We start from the raw sequence: 23,521 nt of genomic DNA, 5'->3' as shown, positions 1-23,521 counted from the left end.
TAATAAATAGGAGGCAATTATGGAAATATTAATAGCGGTTGTTGTCATACTGGCAGGCTGGATAGCCATCATGTACAACGGCCTGGTAAGAAAGAGAAACTACATTACGGAAGCCTGGGCATCCATTGATGTGCAGCTTAAAAGAAAAACAAACATTCTGACAAATCTTGTGGACACAATCAAGATGCAGACCAAGTACGAAAGCGAAACACTGGAAAAAATCATAGGCATGAGAGCAAAAATAATGTCAGGCTCCAAGGATGAGGTAATGGCTGCCAATGACAGCATTTCAAAAATGATACCTTCAATCATGGCCATATCCGAAAGCTATCCGGAGCTGAAATCAAACCAATCATTTCTGCATCTCATGGATGACGTGAAGAACGTTGAGGACAAAATAGCATATGCGCGCACAAGGTACAACACGGCAGTGGTTGAATTCAACACAGCCATACAGTCCTTCCCTGCTTCGCTTTTCGCCGGCATGTTCGGTTTCACAAAGGAAAACACCTATGAGATTACAGAGGAAGAAAGAGAATATTCTGATAACATCAGAATAAGTAAGCTGTAAGGAGAAAAAATTGGAAAACAATCCTGTTATAATTCATGAACAAGTTCGAAAAAATCAAGTAAAGACTGCTCTTCTCATAGTCTTTTACATCATCATAATCATAGTGCTGTCACTTTCCATAGGCTACTACATGGACAGCATGGTTTTGGGCGCAGGAATAGCCGCTTTCATCATAGGGGTGCTGCTGCCCATACAGCTGCTGACAGGATCAAAAATGATAGGGTCACGAACAAACTGGAAGGAAGCAGACATGTCAGACCCCGGCGAAAGAAGGGTTGCTAATCTGGTGGAAGGTCTGGCACTGGCGGCGGGGCTGAAAAACACGCCAAAGGTATACATCATACCAACGAGGACGCCCAATGCCTTTGCAGCCGGTTTGAAGCTTGAAAATTCCTATATCGGTGTCACCCAGGGCCTTATTGACCTGCTGGATGAACCTGAGATGGAAGGCGTGCTTGCCCATGAGATGTCCCACATAGTTCAAAGGGACATACTGGTTTCAACAGTGTCCATCTACCTGATGAGTGCTGCCATTATCCTCGGAGGAATACTTTTCCGAATGGCCCGCTACAACATGTTTTTCGGCGGAAGAGGAAGGTCAAGACGCAATTCCGACAGCGGCAACGCAGCTGCAGCTTTTGCCCTCATAGCGCTGGCAGGATTTTTGCTTTCAATAGTCATAAGGCTTGTGGCCCAGCTCATAAACCTGGCCATTTCCAGAAAGCGCGAATACATTGCAGATGCCAACGCTGTAAGGCTCTGTGGATTTTCCGGCGGCCTTGCTGATGCACTGGAGAAAATTTCAGGAACCTCGATTGACTATTCAAAGGAACAGGTGGAAGATCTGGGAGGCGACGAGATGCTTGCCATATACATCTTCAACCCAAAACACAAAATGACCTCTCTTTTTTCTACTCATCCGCCCATTGAAGAAAGAATCAGGCTCTTAAGAAATATGTATTGATTTTCGTTAAACTTATAAAAATGCAAAACAAAAACCGTCACGTTTTTTTACATGTGACGGTTTTTTTAACAATTTATGTCAAAAAACATTACAAAACAAAAATGCGGTATGGGTTATTTCAAACAAGTGTTCAAGTTATTAAAAATATTCATATTAAATTAAACTGTAAGTTCCGCCCTTTAAAAACAGTGTTTGCCTCAATATGACAAACTTTTTAAGGTTTGGATTAATATGGCACCGTTTATGCAATATGTATCATATATTATTGTTTAAGGAGGTAAATATTCAGTTTAGTTTTTACTAACTATTTTTTTTGCAATAAATTTAATATTGTGAAACTTATTATTTTACGATGGAGGGAAAGTAAAATGAAAAAAGTACTATCGATGTTTTTAGCTATTGCAATGTGTTTCTCATTAGCAGCCTGTTCAACTCCGGGAGAACAGCAGAAACCTGCAGAGCAGGCAGCAGCCGCACCGACAACACCTGAAGCAGCTGCTCCCGAAAAGAAAGTTTTAAAATACTCGCTGCTTGCAGATGCACCTACATTGGATCCGCAGCTGATGAATTCAATACCAAGTGCAACTGTAGGTTTTCACATCTATGAAGGCTTGATGAGAAACCACATCGGCGAAATACAGCCCGGAATGGCTGAAAGCTATGAAATGTCAGAAGACGGAAAGACCTATACATTCCATTTGAGAGATGCAAAATGGAGTGATGGCGTGCAAATTAAAGCACAGGACTACGAATATGCAATCAAGAGACTTGTAGACCCGGCTACTGCCAGCGACTACTCTTTCCTGGTTACGACACTGATTAAAAATGCAGGTGATATCAATGCCGGTAAAATGCCCGTGGATGAGCTGGGCGTAAAAGCTTTGGATGACAAGACACTTACAATTGAACTGAACAATCCTACAGGATATTTCCTGAGCATGCTTTCAATGTCCCAGTTATGCCCGGTAAGACAAGACTTGGTTGAAAAATACGGCAAGGACTTCTCCGCTGACGCTGACAAGAATGTTTACAGCGGTCCGTTCATAGTTAAGGAATGGAAACATGAAGACCGTATAATTCTTGAAAAGAACCCCAATTACTGGAACGCTGATGCAATAAAACTTGACGAAGTACACATACTGACAGTTTCAGATCCTATGACTGCAGTTGCCATGTTCGAGCAGGGTGAGCTGGATCAGGTGAATGTACCCGCAGAAGTGCTGGACAATTACAAGGATCAGGTTATCTATTACAATGACGGAGCTAACGACTTCATGAAACTTAACATGGACGGCAGCTGCGAACTTGAAAACAAGGACTTGAGACTGGCCATAAACTATGCTATCAATCGAGAGGATTACATATTGCTGAGCAGTCACAACCTGTACCAGCCTAACCCAAGATATGTGCTTCCACAGGTTAACGGAATCAACGGTGACTACGGTGACGAGTATCCTTATGAAGCATTTCCTTTGAAGGGCGATGCTGCCAAGGCAAAGGAACACCTTGCAAAGGCCATGGAAACTTTGGGAGTTTCCGATCCTAAGTCAATTGACGTTGAACTACTGACAACAGATCAAGAGCGTACAAGAATTGAAGCAGAAGTTCTGCAGAATCAGATTCAGTCAGCTTTGGGAATCACAGTTACAATCAGACAGGTTCCTTACAAGCAAAGACTTAAGATGGAATCAGACCACGAGTTTGAAATGGTAGTTACAGGTTGGGTTCCGGACTATCCTGATCCTATGTCATACCTGGAATTGTGGCCCACAAATTCTCCGTACAACCACGGATCATACAGCAGTGCAGTTTATGACGGATACATCAATGATGCTTTAACAAATGCAGATCCGGTTAAGAGAATGGAAGCATTGTTCAATGCTGAGAAAACATTGCTGGAAGACGGAGCCATCGTTCCTCTTCAGCTGAGAAGAAACGCAATGCTTCTGAATCCGAAGGTAAAAGGATTTGAAACATACTTTGTAGGAATTAACTACGACTACATTTATGCAGACATTGAACAATAATTAGAAATCAAATGAAATTAAGGATGATTCTAAAAGAATCATCTTTAATTTTAAAGCTGGCAAGAAAAAAGTTTAAGGAGAATAAAGTTGGAAAGACTTATAAGCTATTTAAATGAAAATAAAATAGAGGGATTTTTTGTTTCCAGACCTCAGAACGTCCGATATCTGAGCAGATACACCGGAGATGATTCATACTTGTTCATTACCGGCAAAGATAAATATTTCATAACAGACCCCAGATACACTGAACAGGCTCAGCATGAATGCCCTGATTTTGAAATAATAAACTGGAGAGAACAGGGAAAGACACTGTCCGGAGCCTTAAAATCTTTGATTGAAAATTCAGCTGTCAGAAATTTTGCTTTTGAAGGAGACTTTGTTACATTCAACATGCACAAGGAGTTTTCTTCGGGATTAAATGCTGAAGCAATCCCTTTGACAGGTGTCATAGAAAATTTCCGCTCCATAAAAACCGCTGAGGAAATTAATTATCTGCGTGCTGCCTGCCAGATAGCAGACAGGGCATTCGACAGAATCATAAAAGACATCCGTGTCGGCATAACGGAAAAAGAACTTGCTTCAAGGCTGTCCCACTACATGGTCATGGAAGGTGCGGACACGAAACCTTACGGCAACATACTTATCTCAGGAAAAAGGACATCCCTCCTGCATGGAATACCATCCAGTAAAACAATAGAATACGGTGACTTTGTGCTTATGGATTACGGCTGCGGGTACAACGGATATCTGTCCGATATGACCAGGACTGTCATTGTGGGAAAGGCAACTCCGAAGCAAAGAGAAGTTTATGAACTTGAAAAGAAAATGCTTGAGGTTTCAACCGCCGCCATGAAGGCCGGAGTACCGGCAACTGACGTCTACAACGCATCGGTGCAGCCAATCATGAACACCGAGTATTACAAGTACCACTACAACGGTATAGGACACGGCATCGGATTATTTGTACACGAAGTGCCTTTCATGGGACCCAGGTCAACAGAAATATTAAAAGAAAACAATGTAATTACCATAGAACCGGGAATATATATTCCGGACTGGGGCGGTGTAAGGATAGAAGACCAGGTTTTGATTACTGAGAACGGCAACGAAGTTTTGACAAGCTCTGCAAGAGACCTTATCGAACTGTAAGCCTCATGGAAAAATATAATAATTATTTCTCAATAAATCAACAGAGGTGATTGTGTGCGCAAATATATATTAAAAAGGCTTGGAATCTCGCTGGTTACCATATGGGTGCTGGCAACGGTCGTATTCATACTTGTCAGACTGATGCCCGGAGATCCCTTCACAAGCGACAAGATGACGCCTGAAATTAAGGCAAACATAGAAAGATATTACGGCTTTGACAAACCATTGATTGAACAATACTTCACTTACATGGCGAACATAGCAAAAGGAGACTTCGGATACTCAATGAAATATGTCAATCAGTCCGTAAACAAGATTATAGCCGATTCTTTCCCCTATTCGTTTGATTTGGGGATGAGGGCCTTGTCCCTGTCCATTTCCATGGGACTGGTGTTCGGTATAATTGCAGCTTTGTACAGGGGCAGGCAGCTGGACTACGTATGCGTAATCATAGCGATAATCGGCACTTCCGTCCCGGATTTCATAATAGGTGCCTTGCTGCAGTACTTTTTCGGCATTAAATGGGGTTTGTTTCCTGTGGCCCAGTATCAGGGTATCAAGTATACCGTACTTCCTTCAGTAGCTCTGGGCTTTTACACACTGGCCATGGTTTCAAGGCTCATGAGGGCAAGCATGCTTGAGGTGGTGCAGCAGGACTACATTAAAACAGCCAAATCCAAGGGAATATCAAAATTCAGGATAACCTACAAGCATCAGATAAGAAACGCCATCATGCCGGTGGTGACAGTCCTTGGTCCCACCGTGGCAAGTGTATTGACCGGAACATTTGTTATCGAATCTATTTATGCTATTCCTGGCATGGGAAAATACTATGTTCAAAGCGTTCAAAACCTGGATTACTCCTTAATACTGGGAATGACAATCTTTTACGGAACCTTCCTGGTATTGGCCAACATGATTGTTGACATTTTGTACGGCGTAATTGACCCAAGAATAAGAGTAGCAGGAAAGTAGGTGAATCATGGAAGAAATGCAAGTAATAAAAGATATTGACGTTTCCAAATTCAAAAGGGTGGGAAAGAATCTTGAGAAGATGGAGGCCATATCCAGGCCGAACCTGACCTACTGGAAGGATGCCTGGAGACGAATCAAGAAAAACAAGGTTGCCTTCACGGGCCTGATGATTTTAATTGTGTACATATTGCTGGCAATATTCGGACCGCTTTTAAGCCCCTATGGATTTAACGACATAGACTCTTCAAAAATGAATCAGTTTATCTCATCTTCCCACTGGTTTGGAACCGACGAACTAGGAAGAGACCTGTGGACCAGGGTGTGGAGAGGAGCAAGGGTATCCCTGGCCATCGGCTTCATATCAACGGTGCTCAATACGGTAATCGGCGGCCTTGTAGGCGGCATGTCCGGATACTACGGAGGCGTGCTGGATTCCGTTCTCATGAGGATAATAGACGTTCTGTATGGGATTCCATACTTAATCATATCCATACTGGTCATGGTGGTCCTGGGAACAGGCATTTCCTCCCTGATCGTTGCCATGGTCATTGTAGGCTGGATAGGCACTGCCCGCTTTGTCAGAGGCGAAGTGCTTCGCCTTAAGGAACAGGACTTCATTGCAGCAGCAAGGGTTCTCGGGATAGGAGATTTTACAATAATCGTCAGACACATCATCCCTAACGTAATGGGTCTGATAATTACAAATTTGACAATGGCAGTGCCAAAGGCTATATTTAACGAAGCTTTTTTAAGCTACATTGGCCTTGGAATCGCACCGCCTGAATGCAGCTGGGGGCTGTTGGCAAAGTCCGGTGTAAAAATGCTGAGAATTTATCCATATCAGCTTTTCATACCATCATTTTTTATATGCACAACAATGCTGGCCCTGAATCTCCTGGGTGATGGTCTGAGAGATGCTTTGGACCCCAAACTTAGAGGAACTGAATAAAAGGCAGGTGTAAAAATGGAAAAAATATTGGAAGTAAATGACCTGAGCTATTCTTTCTGCACGTACGGCGGTGTTGTGCGTGCGGTGAGAGGTGTGAGCTTTGATATAAATGAAGGCGAAATTGTGGGCATTGTCGGAGAATCCGGCTGCGGTAAAAGTGTGACTGCCCAGTGCCTCATAAGGCTTAACCCTGAACCGCCGGGATTTTTTGAAAGCGGTTCAATCAGCTACAAGGGCAGTGACATAACAAAAATGACAGACAAGGAAATGAGGAAAATAAGAGGCGTTGAAATAGGTTTTATTTTTCAGGATCCCATGACCTCATTGAATCCTACCATGAAAATCGGCAAACAAATAGAAGAGATATTCGTGCAGAGGAACCTTTACAGCAAGAAGGAAATGAAAAGCAAGGCGCTGGAAATATTAAAAATGGTAGGCATATCAGACGGAGAAAGAAGATACAACCAGTATCCCCACGAGCTCAGCGGCGGAATGAAGCAAAGGGTAATGATAGCCATTGCTCTTGTGGGAAATCCCGGCATCATCATAGCCGACGAGCCCACTACTTCTCTTGACGTTACCATTGAGGCTCAGATACTGGATCTGCTGAAAGATCTGCAGAAAAAATTGAAGACATCCATAATACTGATTACACATGACCTGGGCGTCATTGCTAAAATGTGCGACAGAGTGCTTGTCATGTATGGAGGAAAAATCGTTGAAAGAGGCACCGTTGACGATATTTTCTACAACACCAGGCATCCGTATACTTCAGGACTGTTGTGCTCAATAGCAAGCCTTGAGACTGAAAAGGATGAGGAGCTTGAACCAATTGAAGGAACTCCTCCCGATTTGTTTTCGCCTCCGCCGGGATGCCCTTTTGCCGCCAGATGCGAATATGCCATGGAGGTATGCTATGAGACGATGCCTTCCGAATACACCGTGACAGATGAGCATAAAACCATGTGCTGGCTGCAGCACGAGCATGCGCCTGAAGTTGTGCTTCCGTGCAAAAAACAACAGAAGAGTGAGGTGCTTCTATGAACACAGAAAAACAGCCTCTGATACAAGTTAAAAATCTGAGCAAATATTTTCACATAAACAAGAAGGAAACTTTAAAGGCCGTGGAAGATGTATCTTTTGACATATACGAAGGAGAAACAGTAGGACTTGTGGGTGAGTCAGGCTGCGGCAAATCAACTACGGGAAGATGCATTGTAAAGCTTTACAACCCTACGAAGGGAACGGTGCTGTACAAGGGTCGTGACATATTCGACAGTAAAAACAAGAATGAAAAGCTTGAATACTGCAAAAATACGCAGATGATATTCCAAAACCCATATTCGTCACTGAATCCGCGAATGACTGTAAAGGACATTGTAGGTGAAGGGATAAGGCTCCACGAAAAAATTTCAGACAAAGAGCTTGATGACAGAATAGAAAGTCTGCTGAAAACAGTTGGTCTTAACAGAGACCACATGTCAAGGTTCCCCCACGAATTCTCGGGTGGACAAAGACAGCGCATCGGTATTGCGCGGGCATTGTCAGTGGACCCGAAATTCATTGTATGCGATGAACCAATTTCAGCCCTGGACGTATCCATACAGGCTCAGGTGCTGAACATGCTGAAGAAGCTTCAGAAGGACAGATCTCTAACATACCTTTTTATAGCCCATGATCTGAGTGTAGTAAAATATATTTCCGACAAGGTTATAGTTATGTACCTGGGAATGATCGTAGAACAGGCTGATGCAGTCGAACTGTATAAAAACCCTCTTCACCCATACACCAGGGCACTTTTGTCAGCCATACCCGAGGCAGACCCAAACATCGCCAAAAACAAGCAGAGGATCATGCTAAAGGGCGAGATACCAAGCCCAATAAATCCAAAGGAATGCTGCAGGTTTGTGGAAAGATGCTCTTATGCAAAGCCTGTCTGTCATGAATCAATCCCGACCCTGAAGCAGTACACAGACGGTCATGCGGCAGCATGCCATTTGCTTTGATTAAAACACAATAATTGATACGTCTTAATAAATAAAAAAGCTTTATGATGAATCTAATCATAAAGCTTTTTTTCTTATTCAGTCTTTATTCCGTTGTTCATCCACTCAATGAACTGGTTTTCGGTTATTATCATGATTCCCAGTTCCTTAGCTTTCTTGTTTTTGGATGAGTTTGAAAGGTTGTCGTTGTTTATGAGATAGTTTGTCTTGCTGGTCACGCTTCCGGTGACTTTTCCGCCTCTTTTTTCGATCTCTTCTTTCAATTCATCCCTGTTTTTGAACTGTTCCACGGAACCCGTTATTACAAAATTCACACTTTCAAATATCTGCTTGGCTGTGTTTGATTGTTCTTCCTCAAACTCGACTTCCCTGAGCAAATCTTCTACTATCACTTTCTTTTTGGGGTCCCTGAAGAAGCTTACATAGGCATTTGCCATTACATCGCCAATGCCGCTTATGCCGGTCAGTTCCTCAAATGCTGCTCCCTGAATATGGCTCCAGCTGTTTTGGAACTTCCTGCTGATAAGCTTGGCAGTGGAAACACCGACGTTGGGTATTCCAAGGCTGTACAAAAGCCTTGAGACAGTTGTTTTTCTAGCTTTGTTAATTGAATCGGCCAGATTCTGGAATGACTTTTCGCCGAAGCCTTCCATCTCTACAATTTCATCCTTGAATTTCTCCACGTGAAAAATATCTGCCAGTTCTTTTATGAGCCCCTTTGCAATGAGCTTTTCCAGAGTGGCTTCCGAAAGTCCCTCTATGTTTATGGCATCTCTGCCCACAAAGTGAGTGAAGGATTTTATCTGCTTTGCAAGGCACTCATCGTTCATGCAGTACAGCGTCTTTATGTCATTTTCGTTCCTTATTCTTGTTTCTCCGCCGCAGACAGGGCACGCTTCAGGTACCTGAACATTTCCGCTCCTGGTCAGATTTTCGGAAATCTGAGGAATTATCATGTTGGCCTTATACACCCTGATAGTGTCCCCGATGCCAAGCTCCAACCCCTCCATTATGCTCAGGTTATGGACGCTTGCACGGCTTACGGTTGTTCCTTCAAGTTCAACCGGCTCAAACACCGCGATAGGATTTATGAGACCGGTCCTTGAAGCGCTCCACTCTATTTCAAGCAGTTTTGTTTCCTTCAGCTCATCCTGCCACTTAAATGCTATGGAATCTCTTGGAAATTTCGCTGTATTGCCCAGTGATTCACCGTAAGCAATGTCATCGTAGGTGAGAACCAGTCCGTCCGATGGAACATCATTTTCCTGCACATGTTCCGCGAACCACTGGACATTTTCCTCAAGACTTTCCTGGTTCACCTTCCTGAAATCCACAACCGAAAAGCCCTGGTTCTTAAGCCAGTTCATTTGTTCAATCCTGGAATCTGATCTGTCCGCTCCTTCCGAAGCAACCATTGAAAAGGCGTAGAAGCGAACATTCCTATCTGCCGTAACCTTATTGTTAAGCTGCCTTACGGAACCGCTGCAAAGGTTCCTGGGGTTCTTGTACCTGGCGTCGGCATCCTCTATGCCGCTGTTTATTTTTTCGAAGTCCCTGTAGGTGATGACTGCTTCTCCTCTGATAATAAGCCTTCCCTTGAACGGTATGGACAACGGAACGTTCACAAACACTCTGGCGTTGTTCGTAACAACCTCGCCAATTTCCCCGTTGCCTCTGGTAACGGCTTTTGTCAGTTTTCCGCCCTCGTAGGTCATTACTATCGTAAGGCCGTCTAGCTTCCAGGAAAGCACGCCTTCCTTGTTCCCTATCCAATCCTTCAGCACGGAGACATCCTTTGTCTTGTCCAGCGACAGCATTGGTTTTTCATGGCGCTCCTTGGGAAGATTTGAAAGAAGCTCGTAGCCCACATGAATGGTGGGACTGTTGGACAGCACGGTTCCTGTTTCATTTTCCAGCTGCACAAGCTCGTCATAAAGTTTGTCATATTCAAAGTTTGACATTATTTCCCTGTTTTCCTGGTAATATGCCTTGCTGGCTTCGTTAAGCAGCTTTATTTTTTCTTTCATGAGCAAAAGTGTATCCATACTTCACCCTTCTATTGTATTTTCTCAATTGGAGCATAGCCTAAAATAACATTTTTTATTCCTTTATTTTCAAAAGCGATAACTGCAATTGTTTCGCTTCCGTCCATCTTCAGCTGCACTACGGTGCCTTCTCCCCAAGCCTTGTGCATTATCCTGTCGCCTGCCTGTATGCTGTCTGACTTGAGCTTCGGCTTCTTTTCAGGTTCCTGGTAAGATGATCCTCCCTTGAAAAATGTGTCCTTAACAAAGGACGGCATCTTTCTGCCTGCGTTTTGGTCACTCTTTTCCATGGCTTCAATCTTTCTGGCTGCAAATGCCAGCGGATTGTCCTCTTCAATGCATTCCCTTGGAATTTCTTTCAAAAACCTTGACCGCGCCTTCATTTCATGGCTCCCGAAACGCATCCTGTCGTTTGCATGGGTGATGAACAGCTTCCTTTTGGACCTGGTGATGGCTACATAGAATAGCCTTCTTTCTTCCTCAAGGCTGTCTTCACTCTCCTCATCCTGGTGGATTATGGGGAATGTTCCTTCTTCAAGTCCCGTTATGAACACCGTGTCGTATTCCAGACCTTTGGCGCTGTGAACGGTCATGAGTGTAACGCAGTCACTTTTTTCGTCTGTCTTGTCCACATCGGCCAAAAGCGAAACGTGAGCCAGAAAATCCTCCAGGCTGTTTTCCTCGTATCGTTCCTCAAAGTCCTTGGCTGCAGAGAGGAATTCATCCACGTTTTCAATGCGGCTCCTGCCTTCAACCGTATCATCCTCTGCCAGCATGGATTTGTATCCTGTGTCTTCCAGTGCTGCCTGAATGAACTGGGAAACAGGCATGACATCCTTTTTAATCATGAGCGTTTCCATCATGGTTACAAATTCTTCTATGCTCCTGGAAGCAGACGGTGTGAGCCCCAGCTCAGAAGCATCAAAACATGCTTCAAACTTGGATATGGACTTTTCGTTTGAATATTCGGTTATGGTTTCCAGTGTCCTGGCGCCTATCTTTCGTTTAGGTACATTGATTATCCTGTCAAAGCTAAGCCCGTCCTTCTGGTTGTATATGAGCATCAGATAGGCTACAATATCCTTGATTTCTTTTCTTTCGTAGAACTTCAGTCCTCCGACGATCTTGTAGGGTATGCCTTCGCGCAAGAGACCTTCCTCCAGCGCTCTTGACTGGGCGTTGGTCCTGTACAGGACGGCCATTTCCGAATAGCTCACATTGTTTTCCCTGTTTTCTTTCCGCATGGCGGCTGCAACTGTGAAGGCCTCGTCCTTTTCATTGTCAGTCTCGAAAATTCTTATGAGGCATCCCTCTGCAAGGTCCGTGTACAAGTTTTTGCCTTTTCTCTGGCAGTTATTTTTAATTACTCCATTGGCTGCACTTAAAATAACGCTGGTGGAGCGGTAATTCTTTTCAAGTTTGACGGTTTTGGCACCTTCAAAATCCTTTTCGAAATTGAGGATGTTGTTTATATCGGCTCCTCTCCAGCCATAGATTGACTGGTCCTCGTCACCCACCACAAACACGTTGTTGTCGCCGTTTTTCTTCATTCCCAGAATCTTAACCAGATTGTACTGAACATTGTTTGTATCCTGGTACTCGTCTACAAGTATGTACTTGAATCGCTCTCTGTAGCTTTCCCGAATGTCTTCCTCCCGTTCAAGAAGTTCCAGCGCCTTAATTAAAAGATCGTCAAAATCAAGGGCGTTGGCTGTCTTGAGCTTCTTTTCGTACAGCTGGTAGACTTCTCCCACATTTCGGTGGTAAAAACTTCCGTAGTGCTCAGAAATGAACTTGTCAGGATTGACGCGCTTGTTCTTTTCGTTGCTTATGATGGCCTTTATGGTGCTTGAGTTGTATTTTTTCACATCAAGATCAAGTTCCTTGATGCAGTCCTTTATAAGAATTTTCTGATCGTTTGTATCGTAAATGATGAAATTGCTGTCGTATCCAATTCTGTCTATGTCTTTTCTAAGTATTCGCACACAAACGGAGTGAAATGTTCCGATCCACATCCTGTCTACCGAATAGTCGATGAGACGGGATATTCTTTCTTTCATTTCATTGGCAGCCTTGTTGGTGAAGGTTATGGCAAGAATCTCCCAGGGCAATGCTTTGTTTGTTCCTATCAGATATGCAATTCTGTGTGTCAGAACCCTTGTCTTACCTGTGCCGGCTCCTGCAATCACCAGAATCGGCCCCTTATCGTGAGCTGCAGCTTCTCTTTGCTTATCGTTTAATGTATTTAATAATTCCATTTTTCCTCCGCCTTAAATATTGCTTAGCTTATAAATTATATCACAGTAATGGACGTCCCTCAATTCATTTCTTTTTGCGGTTCTTCATAAATCTTGCTTATTTTTGGTGAAGTTGTCCACAGAAATACAAAAATTTAACATATTCATGAACAATTTTGTTTACGGCAAATAAATTACGGTATAAGTATTATAAGCAATCTTTTATATCATAGGAGGAGGCCATGAAAAAATTATTAGTCCCTGTTGACGGTTCAGCCGCTTCTCAGAAAGCGGCAGCAAAAGCATTGGAAATAGCCAGAAAATTTCAATCCAGCGTGATGTTCATAACCGTCACATTGGAACCAGACATTTCAAAGTACAACAAATTCGGGGTGCTCATAGATCCCGACATGAAAAAGCTGAAGGAAAAGATGAATGAGACCGAAAAAAAAATGCTCGACTCCATAATCAGCGGACTTGACTGTTCAGACGTTGAAGTCGGAAAGAAAGTCCTAGCCGGCGTTGCCTATGAAGAAATATTAAAAGAAGCTCAAGAAGGCAACTACGACATGATAGTTATCGGACAAAGAGGATTTACAAAAGTTAAACGTTTCTTTCTGGGCTCTGTGGCATACAGGGTAGTGTCCGATGCCTCCTGTCCGGTCCTGGTCGTTCACGAATAAACTGTTAAATATAGACAAATGCAATAAGAGAGGTGGTATTATGAAAAAGATTCTCGTCCCCATCGACGGGTCCGAAGCTTCAAAAAAAGCAGCAGAAAAGGCAGTCTCCATCGGAAAGATGATTGATGCCGAAATGACGTTCATAACAGTGGCTAACCTTCCGACGGAAGACAAATATTCATACTTCGGTATGGCAGTAGAAAACGCGTTCATTGCAAACCGCAAGAACATGCTTAAGCAGCTTATCTACGAGGAAGGGCGCATGCTTGACATCATGGTAAGAAATCTTGACACTGAAAACCTGAAGGTGGTCAAAAAGGTTGTTGTAGGCGTTCCGGCTGAAGAAATTGTTAAGATTGCAGCTGAGGAGAAGTTTGATTTCATAGTTATTGGTAGGCGTGGTTTTTCAAAGATTGAAAGGTTCTTTGTAGGTTCTGTTACCCAGAAGGTAATCTCATCAGCACCCTGCCCTGTAATGGTCATAAACGTATAAATAAAAATAAGTCCTGGGAATGGACTTATTTTTATTTGTTCTGTTTGGGGTATTTTGGGGTATTTTATGGTTATTGTTGTCTGAATATGTCCATCAGTTCTTTGCCCATTATTGGTTCATACTCTGTATATACTGACTGAACCTTGTCTCTGAACACTCCCATTTGTTCCGGTGTAAGTTCGTTTACCTTTACTCCGCCGTCAGCAAAATTCTTTAAATGAACTGAATCCAGTTCCCTTGTTATTTGTCTCTGGTACAAGCATGCTTCTTTTGCCGCATCCATCAATATCTGCTGAGTTGCAGCATCAAAACTTTCAAATTTGTCCTTGTTCATACCAAGGATTATAACGTCGTATGAATAGTTCCAAATTGTAATGTATTTCTGAACTTCATTAATTTTGGATGATGCTATTGTATCAAGAGGATTTTCCTGTCCGTCGATTGTTCCCTGCTGCAACGCTGTGAAAACCTCTCCAAAGTTCATGGTTATCGGGTCAGCACCTAATGCTTTAAAGAGAGATATAAACATTTTGATTCCAGGTATTCTCAGTTTCATACCTGCAATATCCTGAGGGGTTTCAACCGGTCTTACATTGTTTGTAAGCTGTCTGAAACCATTTTGTCCGAATCCCAGTCCAACTATGTTTTTTTCAAGCAATATTTTGTTTAAAGCTTCGCCACCGGCTCCATCTATTATCTTATCTGCTGTTTCAACGTCAGGAATTAAGAAAGGCAAACTTACAACTCCGAATCTTTCATCCATTACTGAGTAGATGATGTTGGAGTGGAATGTTAAGTCAGTTGAACCTGACATGAGCATTTCTATACCCTTGCTTTGGTTTCCGCCTGAAAGCTGATCATTGGGGTATATCTTAATTTCAATTTGTCCGTTTGTTTTCTCGGCAACGATTTCAGCAAATTTGGCTGCACCTTTTGCCCAGGTTGATGTGTCAGAAGCCGTAACGCTCATTTTTAAAGTTTGTTTTTCTACCTTAGGTGCTTCTGCTGCAGGTTTATCTGCTGCAGGTTTTTCTGCCGGCTTTGATGAACATCCGGTTAATCCAATGCTTAAAACTAAAGCTGCTACCAAAATAAGTGATAATATTTTTTTCATTCTCATATCCTCCCAGATTATCATTTTTTCAATATTATCTCACTAATCAAAAACAGTTTTATATTGCTTGATTTGTTCTCCTTTCTATTTAATCCCATATAGGGAATATATTCAGTAAATAGCGGCTGTGAATTCGATTTCCTGCGTTTTGCTGGCATTACGCCACCTGACAAATACTGTCCTGAAGCTTAGCTGATCGGATGTTCAAATGAATATTTGATCAATTTGAATCCGAGTGCATGGCAATCGTTTTCTTTTTACGTGGACTACAATAAAGGACGGCCACAACGTCAATTATATTTAGAAAATGTTTGCAAAATGCGTGCCAACAACTAAAATCCATGTATTTCAACATATTTCTAATTATATTAACATTTTTTGTGCTAAAAATTTTAGCACATGCTAATTTTTTGAGCATATTGTTGTTTAAATATTAAACATTTCGAATAACTTTTATTTGATGCAGCGGAGAATCCTCTGAGGATTCTCCCCCTTCATCTTGGAAATAATACTAATTATTATGGAACCAAAATTACCTTGCCGCCTATACCCTTTTCGGAAATGTCAAATCCTTCTTCAAATTCTTCAAGCTTTAGAACATGAGTTATTACTGGATCAATATTTATAAGCTTCTTATCCAGAAGATTGGACATGACAGTCCATGTTTCAAACATTCTTCTGCCGTGGATGCCTATTATTTTTGCTTCCTTGAAAATAACCTGTGAACCCAAATCTATTTCCAATGGTCTTGAGGGAAGTCCTATAAGAGCTACCATACCGCCTTTTCTGAGGCCTTTAAATCCATCCAGAATTGCTATGGTGCTTCCTGATGCGTCTATAAAAGCATCAACTCCCACACCGTTTGTAAGTTCCTTAAGTCTGTCTGCAGAGTTTTCCAGCGAGGAGTTTATTATTTCTGTAGCACCAAGTTCCTTTGCTATTCCCAGTCTGTATTCGTTTATGTCGATTGCGTAGACATTTGCCGCTCCAAAAGCCTTGGCTGTGTTTACGGCCATGAGACCTATGGGACCGCATCCGATGACTGCGACGTTCTTTCCTGAAGCCTGCACTTCAACACAGGACCTTACGGCCGTACCCAGCGGCTCAAGCACTGCGCCTACATTGGGGCTTATTGTTTCAGGAATTTTTACCGCACACACTGCCGGGATTTTGGAATATTCAGCAAAACAACCGTTTGTATGAACTCCGTACAGCTTTAAATTCTGACAGATGTGCTGTTCACCGTTCTTGCACTGGTAGCAATGTCCGCAGGGTATGTGAGTATCGCATGCCACATAGTCTCCCACCTTCAGAGTCTTGACTCCGGGTCCCACTTCAACAACTTCAGCGCTGCATTCATGTCCCAGTATAGTGGGAAGGCCGATGTTGTTGTTCTGAGCCCAGCTGTTCCAGTTATAGATGTGCTGGTCTGTTCCACAGATGGCTGCAGCCTTGATTTTTATAAGTACTTCGCCTTCTTCAAGAAGGGGCATGTCAACATCCTTCAATACTGCTCCTTTGCCCTGGTTTTCCTTCACTACTGCTTTCATAACTTTCTCCTTAATTGATTTAGAATCAGCTATACCAGCTATTCCTTTTCAAACTTAAACTGCACTTGATTAAATGTTGTTTATTTTATCTTAAACAGTTTAAATCCTGTCTGCTCGTCAAACTGTCTCTTGTACTCTGCATTTTCAATTTCATGAATGACAATTTCTGCTGTAGCTGCAACTCTGTTTCCGCCTTCAACAAAATGTCCTCCGAACACTCTCATGTATTTGTCGCTTACCAGCATATGAAGGTGAATGGACAATTCTCCGCTGTCTTCAGTTCCTATGAGGCCTTGTCCAGCCAGTAGTTCCAACGGTCCTTCCACATCTGTGTTTTTGCTGTATACAAAACCTATCTGTGCTTTTTCTTCAGGTATGGCATAGATGAACCTTCCTGTGTCCAGGCTTCCCAGGAGACTTGTTATGTAACCGTTCTTAATTCCGTACTCCATGCAGATTTCTTTGATAGCTGTCAAAAGATCTTCTCCTCTTGGAATTCTTCCGACTATTACTCTTTTGATACCTGCTTCTTTTGTATGTTCCCTGACATTCATTTATTTATATCTCCTCGTTTTAAAATTAAAGATGATTATTAAATCCATCTCAAGCCGCTGACAAGTTCCGGTCTGAACCTGAGCTCAGAAGAATCGTCCAGCCTGAGACGGATACATCAATCTTATTATTTTATTCCCATCATGTTAGGCAGGAATGTGATTATTCCAGGCACATATGTGATCAGGAACAACACTATCAACGATGCAATCAGGTATGGCACAACTGCCTTTGAAATCTGTCCAAGACTGATTTTTGATACACCGCAGGCAACATAAAGGTTTACTCCAACAGGAGGTGTAATCATTCCTATAGCAAGGTTTACTGTCATTACAACGCCCAGAGCGATCGGATCGTATCCCAGAGCAGTAGCAACAGGAAGCATTATAGGTGTAAAGATGTAAAGAGCTGAAGTAGCATCCAGGAAGCATCCTGCAATTAAAAGTATGATATTTACTATTAACAGGAATACGTACTTGCTTCCTGATACAGCCAGAAGCAGATCGCTGGCCATGTCTGAAATACCTTCTGTTGTGCAGAACCATGCGAACAAGCTGGCAGCAGCAACTATGAACATTACTATTGCAGAACCAATTGCAGATTCAACCATTAGATTGTACAAATCTTTCAATCCAATCTTTCTGTAAACGAACATACCTACCAGTATACCGTATACGGCTGCAACAGCAGCAGCTTCGGTAGGTGTGAAGAATCCTCCGTAAATTCCTCCCAGTATAATTATAGGCATCATCAGACCCCAGATTGCATCCTTGAAAGCCGCTGCTCTCTCTTTAGCGGAAGCCTTCGGCTGAGGATCGATATCCATTTTCTTAGACATCATGAGGCTGGCGATTATCAGCGCTGTACCCATAAGCAAACCAGGAACAATACCTGCCATGAATATCTTGCCTATTGAAACTCCGGCAATTGCACCGTAAACAACGAACGGTATGCTCGGAGGAATAATAACTCCTATACCACCGGCAGTAGCCATAAGAGCTGAAGACATGCCTTTTGAATAACCTGAATTAATCATCGCCGGAATAATAATTACTCCCAGTGAAGCAACAGTTGCAGGTCCGGAACCTGAAATTGCTGCAAAGAAACATGATGTTACAACGCCTACTATGGCAAGACCACCTGTCTTGTGTCCAACAAACTTGTTGGCAAGATTAATCAGCTTGTCTGATATTCCGGCTTTTTCCATGGTGTTTCCTGCAAGCATGAAGAATGGAATTGCCAGGAGCGTAAACTTGCCTATGTTTGCGTATATCTGCATGGGGAACATGTCCAGAGGCAACCCTGATACCAGCATTGCAATAAGAGATGATACACCAAGGCTAAGAGCTATAGGCACGTTTAAAAGTAAAAATCCGGCAAAGGAAGCAAATAATAATGCAGCTACATTCATTTTACTTTACCTCCTTTTTTGAGTTTAAAAATATGTTAATAGTCCATTGAGTAAATCTTATGAGTATGAAGAATCCGCCTACAGGCAAGAACATTCCAAACCACCACTCCGGCCATCCAAGGGATGGTGTTTTGATGCCCATCAATATTTCGCCTTTAACCATTACCAAGCCATACTTAATCATGAAAAACGAGAAAAATGCCGCTGCTGCCCAAGTTATTAATGATACGTATTTCTGTAACTTCTTGGGCAATAAATCGGTCAATACGCCTAAGCCCAAGTGACCGCCTCTTTTTGCTGCTGCTGCTGATCCCAGCAATGTTATGAGAATGAACATTGATGTGGTTAATTCCTCTAAGAAAGACATTGACAATCCCAGGAACTTTCTTGAAATTACATTTATAACCGTGATAAAAGTCATTACTGTCAGTCCGAAAGCCATGATGTAATTCTCAAAATCATTGAAAAACTTTTTCATTGCTACCTCCGTTTACCTATAATTAAAATTTTTTTCTAAGTCCGAAGACTTAGAAAAAAATTTTTAAATCATTACTGTTATCTGAAAGCATCTATAAGGTCTTTTCCCATTATTGGTTCATACTCTGTGTAAACTGACTGAACCGCTTCCTTAAATGCTGCTTTTTGTTCATCTGTAAGTGTGTTAACTGTCATGCCGCCGTCAATGAATTGCTGAGTCTGTGTAGCAGCCTTTTCTCTGTTGATTTGTCTTTGGTAAGCAATTGCTTCTTTTGCAGCATCTTTTATGATTTGTTGATCTTCTGCGCTGAAGCTTTCAAACTTATCCTTGTTCATACCAAGTACGATTGAATCGTATGCATAATTCCAAACAGTCATATATTTTTGAACTTCATTGATTTTAGAAGATGAAATAACGTCTGTAGGATTTTCCTGGCCGTCAATTGTTCCCTGCTGTAAAGCTGTAAATACTTCGCTGAAGTTCATTGTTATAGGGTCAGCGCCTAAAGCTTTGTACAGAGAGATAAACATTTTAATTCCAGGAATTCTTATTTTCATACCTGCCATATCTGCAGGAGATTCTATGGATTTCTTGTTGTTTGTAATCTGTCTGAATCCGTTTTCACCAAATCCAAGACCTACGATGTTCTTTTCAAGCAATATTTTATTTAATGCTTCTCCAGCTTCGCCATCAAGCAGCTTGTCAGCAGTTTCTGTATCCTGAATTAAGAATGGTAAGCTTACAACTCCGAATCTTTCATCCATTACAGAGTAGATGATGTTTGAGTGGAAAGTCAAATCTGTTGAACCTGACATAAGCATTTCAATACCCTTTGATTGGTTACCTCCGGAAAGCTGGTCATTAGGGTATACTTTTACTTCAATTCTGCCATTAGTTTTTTCACTTACTATTTCAGCGAATTTTTTAGCTCCTAAAGTCCATGTTGACGTATCAGATGTTGTTGTACTGAATTTTAAAGTTACTTTTTCCCCTGTTGATCCGGCAGGCTTATCTCCGGCTGGCTGTTCCGATTTGGAAGAGCATCCTGTCAAGCCTACACTTAATGCCAATACTGCTACAAGTATAAGGGATATTATTTTTTTCATTACTTTTGGTCCTCCTAAAATGTTTTTATTTACGCGTATATTATATGCAATTGATATGCCAATATTAGACCCAAATCATCAGAACCCGTCAGATTGAGCATTGTTTATTTTATATCAGCTGCAAAAATTGTTTTTATAAACTGTCGCTTTATTGAATGTTAATTTTTTGTGCACTCGAATGTGCATTTTTTTAGCAGTGCGAATTTTTTTAGCACTATTATTTTACACTTCAAGATTGTACTTCTTCATCTTGTTGTATATGGTGTTTCTGGTTACCTGCAGAAGGTTTGCAGTTATGGTTATGTTGCCGCCGGATACGAGCAGAGCCTTTTCAATTGCTCTCTTCTCCATGACTTCAAGAGGCTCTATATCCTTTTCGGATACAGTTTCCGAAGCAGCTGCAGAAGAAACCTCTGCAGGCACAGAAGTGTTTGTAATCCAGCCGTCATTGAATATCTCGCTTTCAGTGATTACCTCCCCTGAACACAGGTTTACTGCTCGTTCTATGGTGTTCTCAAGCTCTCTTATGTTGCCCGGCCAGCTGTAGCTCATGATTTTCTTCATGGCTCCGGTTGATATGTCTCGGACATTCTTGTGAAGGTAGTTGTTTATTTTGTTTATAAAGTGGTGAATGAGCTCGTGTATGTCTTCCTTTCGCTCCCGCAGCGGCGGAAGATTCACGTGGAGGACATTTATCCTATAGTACAGGTCTTCCCTGAACATTCCTTTTTTGCACAGTTCCAGAAGGTTCTTGTTAGTGGCCGCAATTATTCTGACATCCAGGTCAAACACGTTGTTTCCGCCTATTCTGGTAATCTTCCTGTCCTGGATTACCCTTAAGAGCTTAACCTGCATGTCCACCGGCATTTCACCGATCTCATCGAGAAAAATAGTTCCTCCGTCAGCAAGCTCAAACTTGCCCACCCTTCCCTTGGTGGAAGCCCCTGTAAACGAACCGGGCTCATATCCAAACAGTTCTGATTCAAGAAGTTCTCTCGGTATAGCTCCACAATTTATGGACACGAAAGGCTGCTTTCTTCTTTCACTGCAATTGTGAATGGAATGAGCAATCAGTTCCTTTCCCGTGCCGCTTTCGCCGGTGATTAAAATGTTGGAAAGGCTGCTTGCAGCTGCCTTTGCAGTGTTAATGCACTCCTGAAGCTTGCTGCTTGTACCGATAATGTCCTCAAAGCTGAAATTTGCATATGCACCTGTCATTTCATTGAGCAGTTTGTTGACTCTTTTAATCTTCCTGAAGGTATCAACCACAGTGACTATGTTTCCGTTTTCGTCCTTTATCGGAACAGCCGTCTTAATAAAGTGTATTTTGTTTCCTGCAGTGTTTGTGAGCAGGAATTCTTTATCGATATAGCCCTTGCCTGTCTTGAGAACGTCAAGAACCACTGGCTTGAAGTCAACAACATTGGATATGTGCCTGCCTATGGAACTTTCCCTGTCAACACACAATATTTCAGCACCAACCTGATTCATGAAAGTAACAAATCCGTCCTTGTCCACAGTAAGCACACCGTCTGTGAGCGTTTCAACTATGGCGCTTTCGCATTTGTGTTTTTCTGCTATCGCTTTGTTTATTTTTTCCGCTTCATACCCCACGGTGATGGTTCTTGCATAACCGGCCAGGACGCCCAGGGCATACCTGCTTGCGTTTTCTTTGAGCCCAATAGCAGACAGAACCCCAACTACTTCATCCTGACTTTTGATTGGAGCACTCATGGTTGTATAGTTGTGATAGCAATCGCAGTAATGCTCTTCACCCGTAAGACAAATGGGCTTGTTTTCAATCACCGAAGTGCTTATGGAAGTGTTCCCGTTGAATTTTTCATTAAACCTTCCACCCAAAGGCAGATTGATTCCCGCATCCGGACTGTAGCCGCCACATTTTCTTTCCTTCAGTATGTAGCCGTCCTTGTTTACCAAAAAGACCGAAATAAAAGAATCCATGTATTCACACAGGCTGTCCATCACCTTTTCTGATTGCTTCAATAAATCACTGTTTTCAGACAGAAGAAAATCCAAATCAAATGCAGATATGTTAAAATAACACACATTACTATCCTTGTCCGTCTTTAATGCTTCGCACCTTTTCAGACCATTTACTACATAATCTGCATAAGTTTTGGACAATAAATTTACCACAAATATCACTCCTTTTGGTGAAATCATTTTCCATTGCTCAATTATTATACACCAAAAGAAAATTCAAGTCAATATTAATAGATTTTTAACAATATTTATTACATAACTATGCGTTTTCATCAATTTTATACAAATATTTCTAATTTTTACTTATCTTTACACTCATGCGCTTTTCATAAATCTTTGCAACAGCACAATGGTCCTCGTTTATTCTTCCGTCACCTTCAAGTTCATTCATGTAATCAAGAACCATTTTTGACATGGGTATCTCAATTCCCATTTCTCCTGCCAGCTGAACCGCATTCTTAAGGTCCTTCTGGTGAACGGCTACCCTGGCGCTTGCCTCATAGTTGCCGCTAATGAGTTTGGGAGCCTTGGAGCTCAATACCGCACTTCCTGCAAAGCCATCCTTTATAGCTGAAAACAAAGCCTCAGGATCAAGTCCTGCCTTTACTGCAAAAGCAAAAGCCTCACCAACCGAAGCAAGATTGCAGCCTACTATCATGTTGTTGGCCAGCTTTGCAACAGCACCGCAGCCGGTTTTACCCAGATATGTGACGTTTGCTCCTACGCAGTGCAGAAGCGATTCAACTTCATCAAATATTTCCTTGTCTCCGCCGCACATGATTGCCAGAGTTCCTTCAATTGCTCCTGCTTCTCCGCCGCTTACAGGCGAATCTATTAGGCTTATGCCAGCCTTCATGGCTTCGTAATACATTTCCCTTACAACGTTTAGAGCTGTTGAGCTTAAATCAACTATGACAGTCCCGCTCCTTGCGAAGCTGATAATATCCTTAATGGTGGATTTAACCAAATCATTTGTTGGCAGGCATAAGAAAATTACATTGCAGCTTTTGATTATATCCATGGTGTTGTCCACAGAAATTCCGCCATGCTCTACAAATATAGCTCTTTTTTCTTCGACCACGTCAAATCCCATGATTTCGCGCCCGCTTTTTTTCACCAGGTTCAGGGCCATGGGCAGTCCCATAATACCCATTCCGATAAATCCTATCTTCTTCAAAAAAACAACTCCTTTTCTTCGATTTTGTGA

At 42.2% G+C, this 23,521-nt stretch carries 20 protein-coding genes; 10 read left to right on the top strand and 10 right to left on the bottom strand.

Features of this window, described 5'->3' with window-relative positions; genetic code table 11:
• Nucleotides 1-19: 19 nt before the first annotated feature.
• The 8 genes from AAGU76_RS12905 to AAGU76_RS12870 all read left to right on the top strand — a co-directional run bounded on the left by AAGU76_RS12905 (nt 20) and on the right by AAGU76_RS12870 (nt 8,641).
• Entirely contained in the window at nt 20-571 is a 552-nt protein-coding gene (locus AAGU76_RS12905) for a LemA family protein (protein ID WP_342485919.1), read from the top strand.
• A gap of 10 nt (nt 572-581) precedes the next feature.
• Nucleotides 582-1,535, top strand: a complete 954-nt coding sequence (locus tag AAGU76_RS12900; protein WP_342485918.1) for a M48 family metalloprotease — start codon at nt 582-584, stop codon at nt 1,533-1,535.
• A gap of 368 nt (nt 1,536-1,903) precedes the next feature.
• Nucleotides 1,904-3,562 (top strand): peptide ABC transporter substrate-binding protein, encoded by a 1,659-nt coding sequence (locus AAGU76_RS12895; protein WP_342485917.1) that lies wholly within the window; start codon nt 1,904-1,906, stop codon nt 3,560-3,562.
• Nucleotides 3,563-3,649: 87 nt separating this feature from the next.
• Entirely contained in the window at nt 3,650-4,711 is a 1,062-nt protein-coding gene (locus AAGU76_RS12890) for a Xaa-Pro peptidase family protein (protein WP_342485916.1), read from the top strand.
• 54 nt (nt 4,712-4,765) lie between these two features.
• On the top strand, nt 4,766-5,686 hold the full coding sequence (locus AAGU76_RS12885) for an ABC transporter permease (RefSeq protein WP_342485915.1): 921 nt from the start codon (nt 4,766-4,768) through the stop codon (nt 5,684-5,686).
• A gap of 7 nt (nt 5,687-5,693) precedes the next feature.
• Nucleotides 5,694-6,635, top strand: coding sequence for an ABC transporter permease (locus AAGU76_RS12880; protein WP_342485914.1), 942 nt, complete (start codon nt 5,694-5,696; stop codon nt 6,633-6,635).
• A gap of 15 nt (nt 6,636-6,650) precedes the next feature.
• Complete coding sequence (locus tag AAGU76_RS12875) at nt 6,651-7,679, top strand: ABC transporter ATP-binding protein (protein ID WP_342485913.1); 1,029 nt, start codon at nt 6,651-6,653, stop codon at nt 7,677-7,679.
• Nucleotides 7,676-8,641, top strand: coding sequence for an oligopeptide/dipeptide ABC transporter ATP-binding protein (locus AAGU76_RS12870; RefSeq protein WP_342485912.1), 966 nt, complete (start codon nt 7,676-7,678; stop codon nt 8,639-8,641). Before AAGU76_RS12875 ends, AAGU76_RS12870 begins: the two co-directional genes overlap by 4 nt.
• 74 nt (nt 8,642-8,715) lie before the next feature.
• Here AAGU76_RS12870 and ligA read toward each other — a convergent pair whose 3' ends face one another.
• Together ligA and AAGU76_RS12860 are read right to left on the bottom strand one after the other, a co-directional pair.
• Nucleotides 8,716-10,686, bottom strand: coding sequence for an NAD-dependent DNA ligase LigA (gene ligA, locus AAGU76_RS12865; RefSeq protein ID WP_342485911.1), 1,971 nt, complete (start codon nt 10,684-10,686; stop codon nt 8,716-8,718).
• Between the two features lie 11 nt (nt 10,687-10,697).
• Nucleotides 10,698-12,944 carry a UvrD-helicase domain-containing protein gene (locus AAGU76_RS12860; protein WP_342485910.1) on the bottom strand — a complete coding sequence of 749 codons (2,247 nt, stop codon included), beginning with the start codon at nt 12,942-12,944 and terminating at the stop codon, nt 10,698-10,700.
• Nucleotides 12,945-13,165: 221 nt separating this feature from the next.
• On the opposite strand from AAGU76_RS12860, the gene AAGU76_RS12855 reads away from it, so the two are divergent.
• Nucleotides 13,166-13,606: a universal stress protein gene (locus AAGU76_RS12855; RefSeq protein WP_342485909.1), complete on the top strand. Its 441-nt coding sequence runs from the start codon at nt 13,166-13,168 to the stop codon at nt 13,604-13,606.
• A 40-nt stretch (nt 13,607-13,646) separates the two neighbouring features.
• Nucleotides 13,647-14,099 carry a universal stress protein gene (locus tag AAGU76_RS12850; RefSeq protein ID WP_342485908.1) on the top strand — a complete coding sequence of 151 codons (453 nt, stop codon included), beginning with the start codon at nt 13,647-13,649 and terminating at the stop codon, nt 14,097-14,099.
• Between the two features lie 70 nt (nt 14,100-14,169).
• On the opposite strand, the gene AAGU76_RS12845 is transcribed toward AAGU76_RS12850, so the two are convergent.
• The 8 genes from AAGU76_RS12845 to AAGU76_RS12810 all read right to left on the bottom strand — a co-directional run bounded on the left by AAGU76_RS12845 (nt 14,170) and on the right by AAGU76_RS12810 (nt 23,491).
• Nucleotides 14,170-15,213 (bottom strand): DctP family TRAP transporter solute-binding subunit, encoded by a 1,044-nt coding sequence (locus tag AAGU76_RS12845; RefSeq protein ID WP_342485907.1) that lies wholly within the window; start codon nt 15,211-15,213, stop codon nt 14,170-14,172.
• 518 nt (nt 15,214-15,731) lie between these two features.
• Nucleotides 15,732-16,763, bottom strand: coding sequence for an L-threonine 3-dehydrogenase (gene tdh, locus AAGU76_RS12840; RefSeq protein ID WP_342485906.1), 1,032 nt, complete (start codon nt 16,761-16,763; stop codon nt 15,732-15,734).
• Between the two features lie 80 nt (nt 16,764-16,843).
• Nucleotides 16,844-17,317: a PPC domain-containing DNA-binding protein gene (locus AAGU76_RS12835; protein WP_342485905.1), complete on the bottom strand. Its 474-nt coding sequence runs from the start codon at nt 17,315-17,317 to the stop codon at nt 16,844-16,846.
• A 125-nt stretch (nt 17,318-17,442) separates the two neighbouring features.
• Nucleotides 17,443-18,726, bottom strand: coding sequence for a TRAP transporter large permease (locus AAGU76_RS12830; RefSeq protein ID WP_342485904.1), 1,284 nt, complete (start codon nt 18,724-18,726; stop codon nt 17,443-17,445).
• 1 nt (nt 18,727) lies between these two features.
• On the bottom strand, nt 18,728-19,204 hold the full coding sequence (locus tag AAGU76_RS12825; protein WP_342485903.1) for a TRAP transporter small permease: 477 nt from the start codon (nt 19,202-19,204) through the stop codon (nt 18,728-18,730).
• A gap of 77 nt (nt 19,205-19,281) precedes the next feature.
• The gene (locus AAGU76_RS12820; RefSeq protein WP_342485902.1) at nt 19,282-20,310 is read right to left on the bottom strand and encodes a DctP family TRAP transporter solute-binding subunit; all 1,029 of its coding nucleotides are present in this window, start codon (nt 20,308-20,310) and stop codon (nt 19,282-19,284) included.
• Nucleotides 20,311-20,532: 222 nt separating this feature from the next.
• The gene (locus AAGU76_RS12815; RefSeq protein WP_342485901.1) at nt 20,533-22,467 is read right to left on the bottom strand and encodes a sigma 54-interacting transcriptional regulator; all 1,935 of its coding nucleotides are present in this window, start codon (nt 22,465-22,467) and stop codon (nt 20,533-20,535) included.
• Nucleotides 22,468-22,606: 139 nt separating this feature from the next.
• Nucleotides 22,607-23,491, bottom strand: coding sequence for a prephenate dehydrogenase/arogenate dehydrogenase family protein (locus tag AAGU76_RS12810; RefSeq protein ID WP_342485900.1), 885 nt, complete (start codon nt 23,489-23,491; stop codon nt 22,607-22,609).
• Nucleotides 23,492-23,521 lie beyond the last annotated feature (30 nt).

It is taken from the genome of Sedimentibacter sp. (assembly GCF_038562225.1).
GTDB lineage: Bacteria > Bacillota > Clostridia > Tissierellales > Sedimentibacteraceae > Sedimentibacter.
The sequence above is the reverse complement of the archived record's forward strand: the minus strand, read 5'-3'. Positions and strand labels throughout refer to the sequence as shown.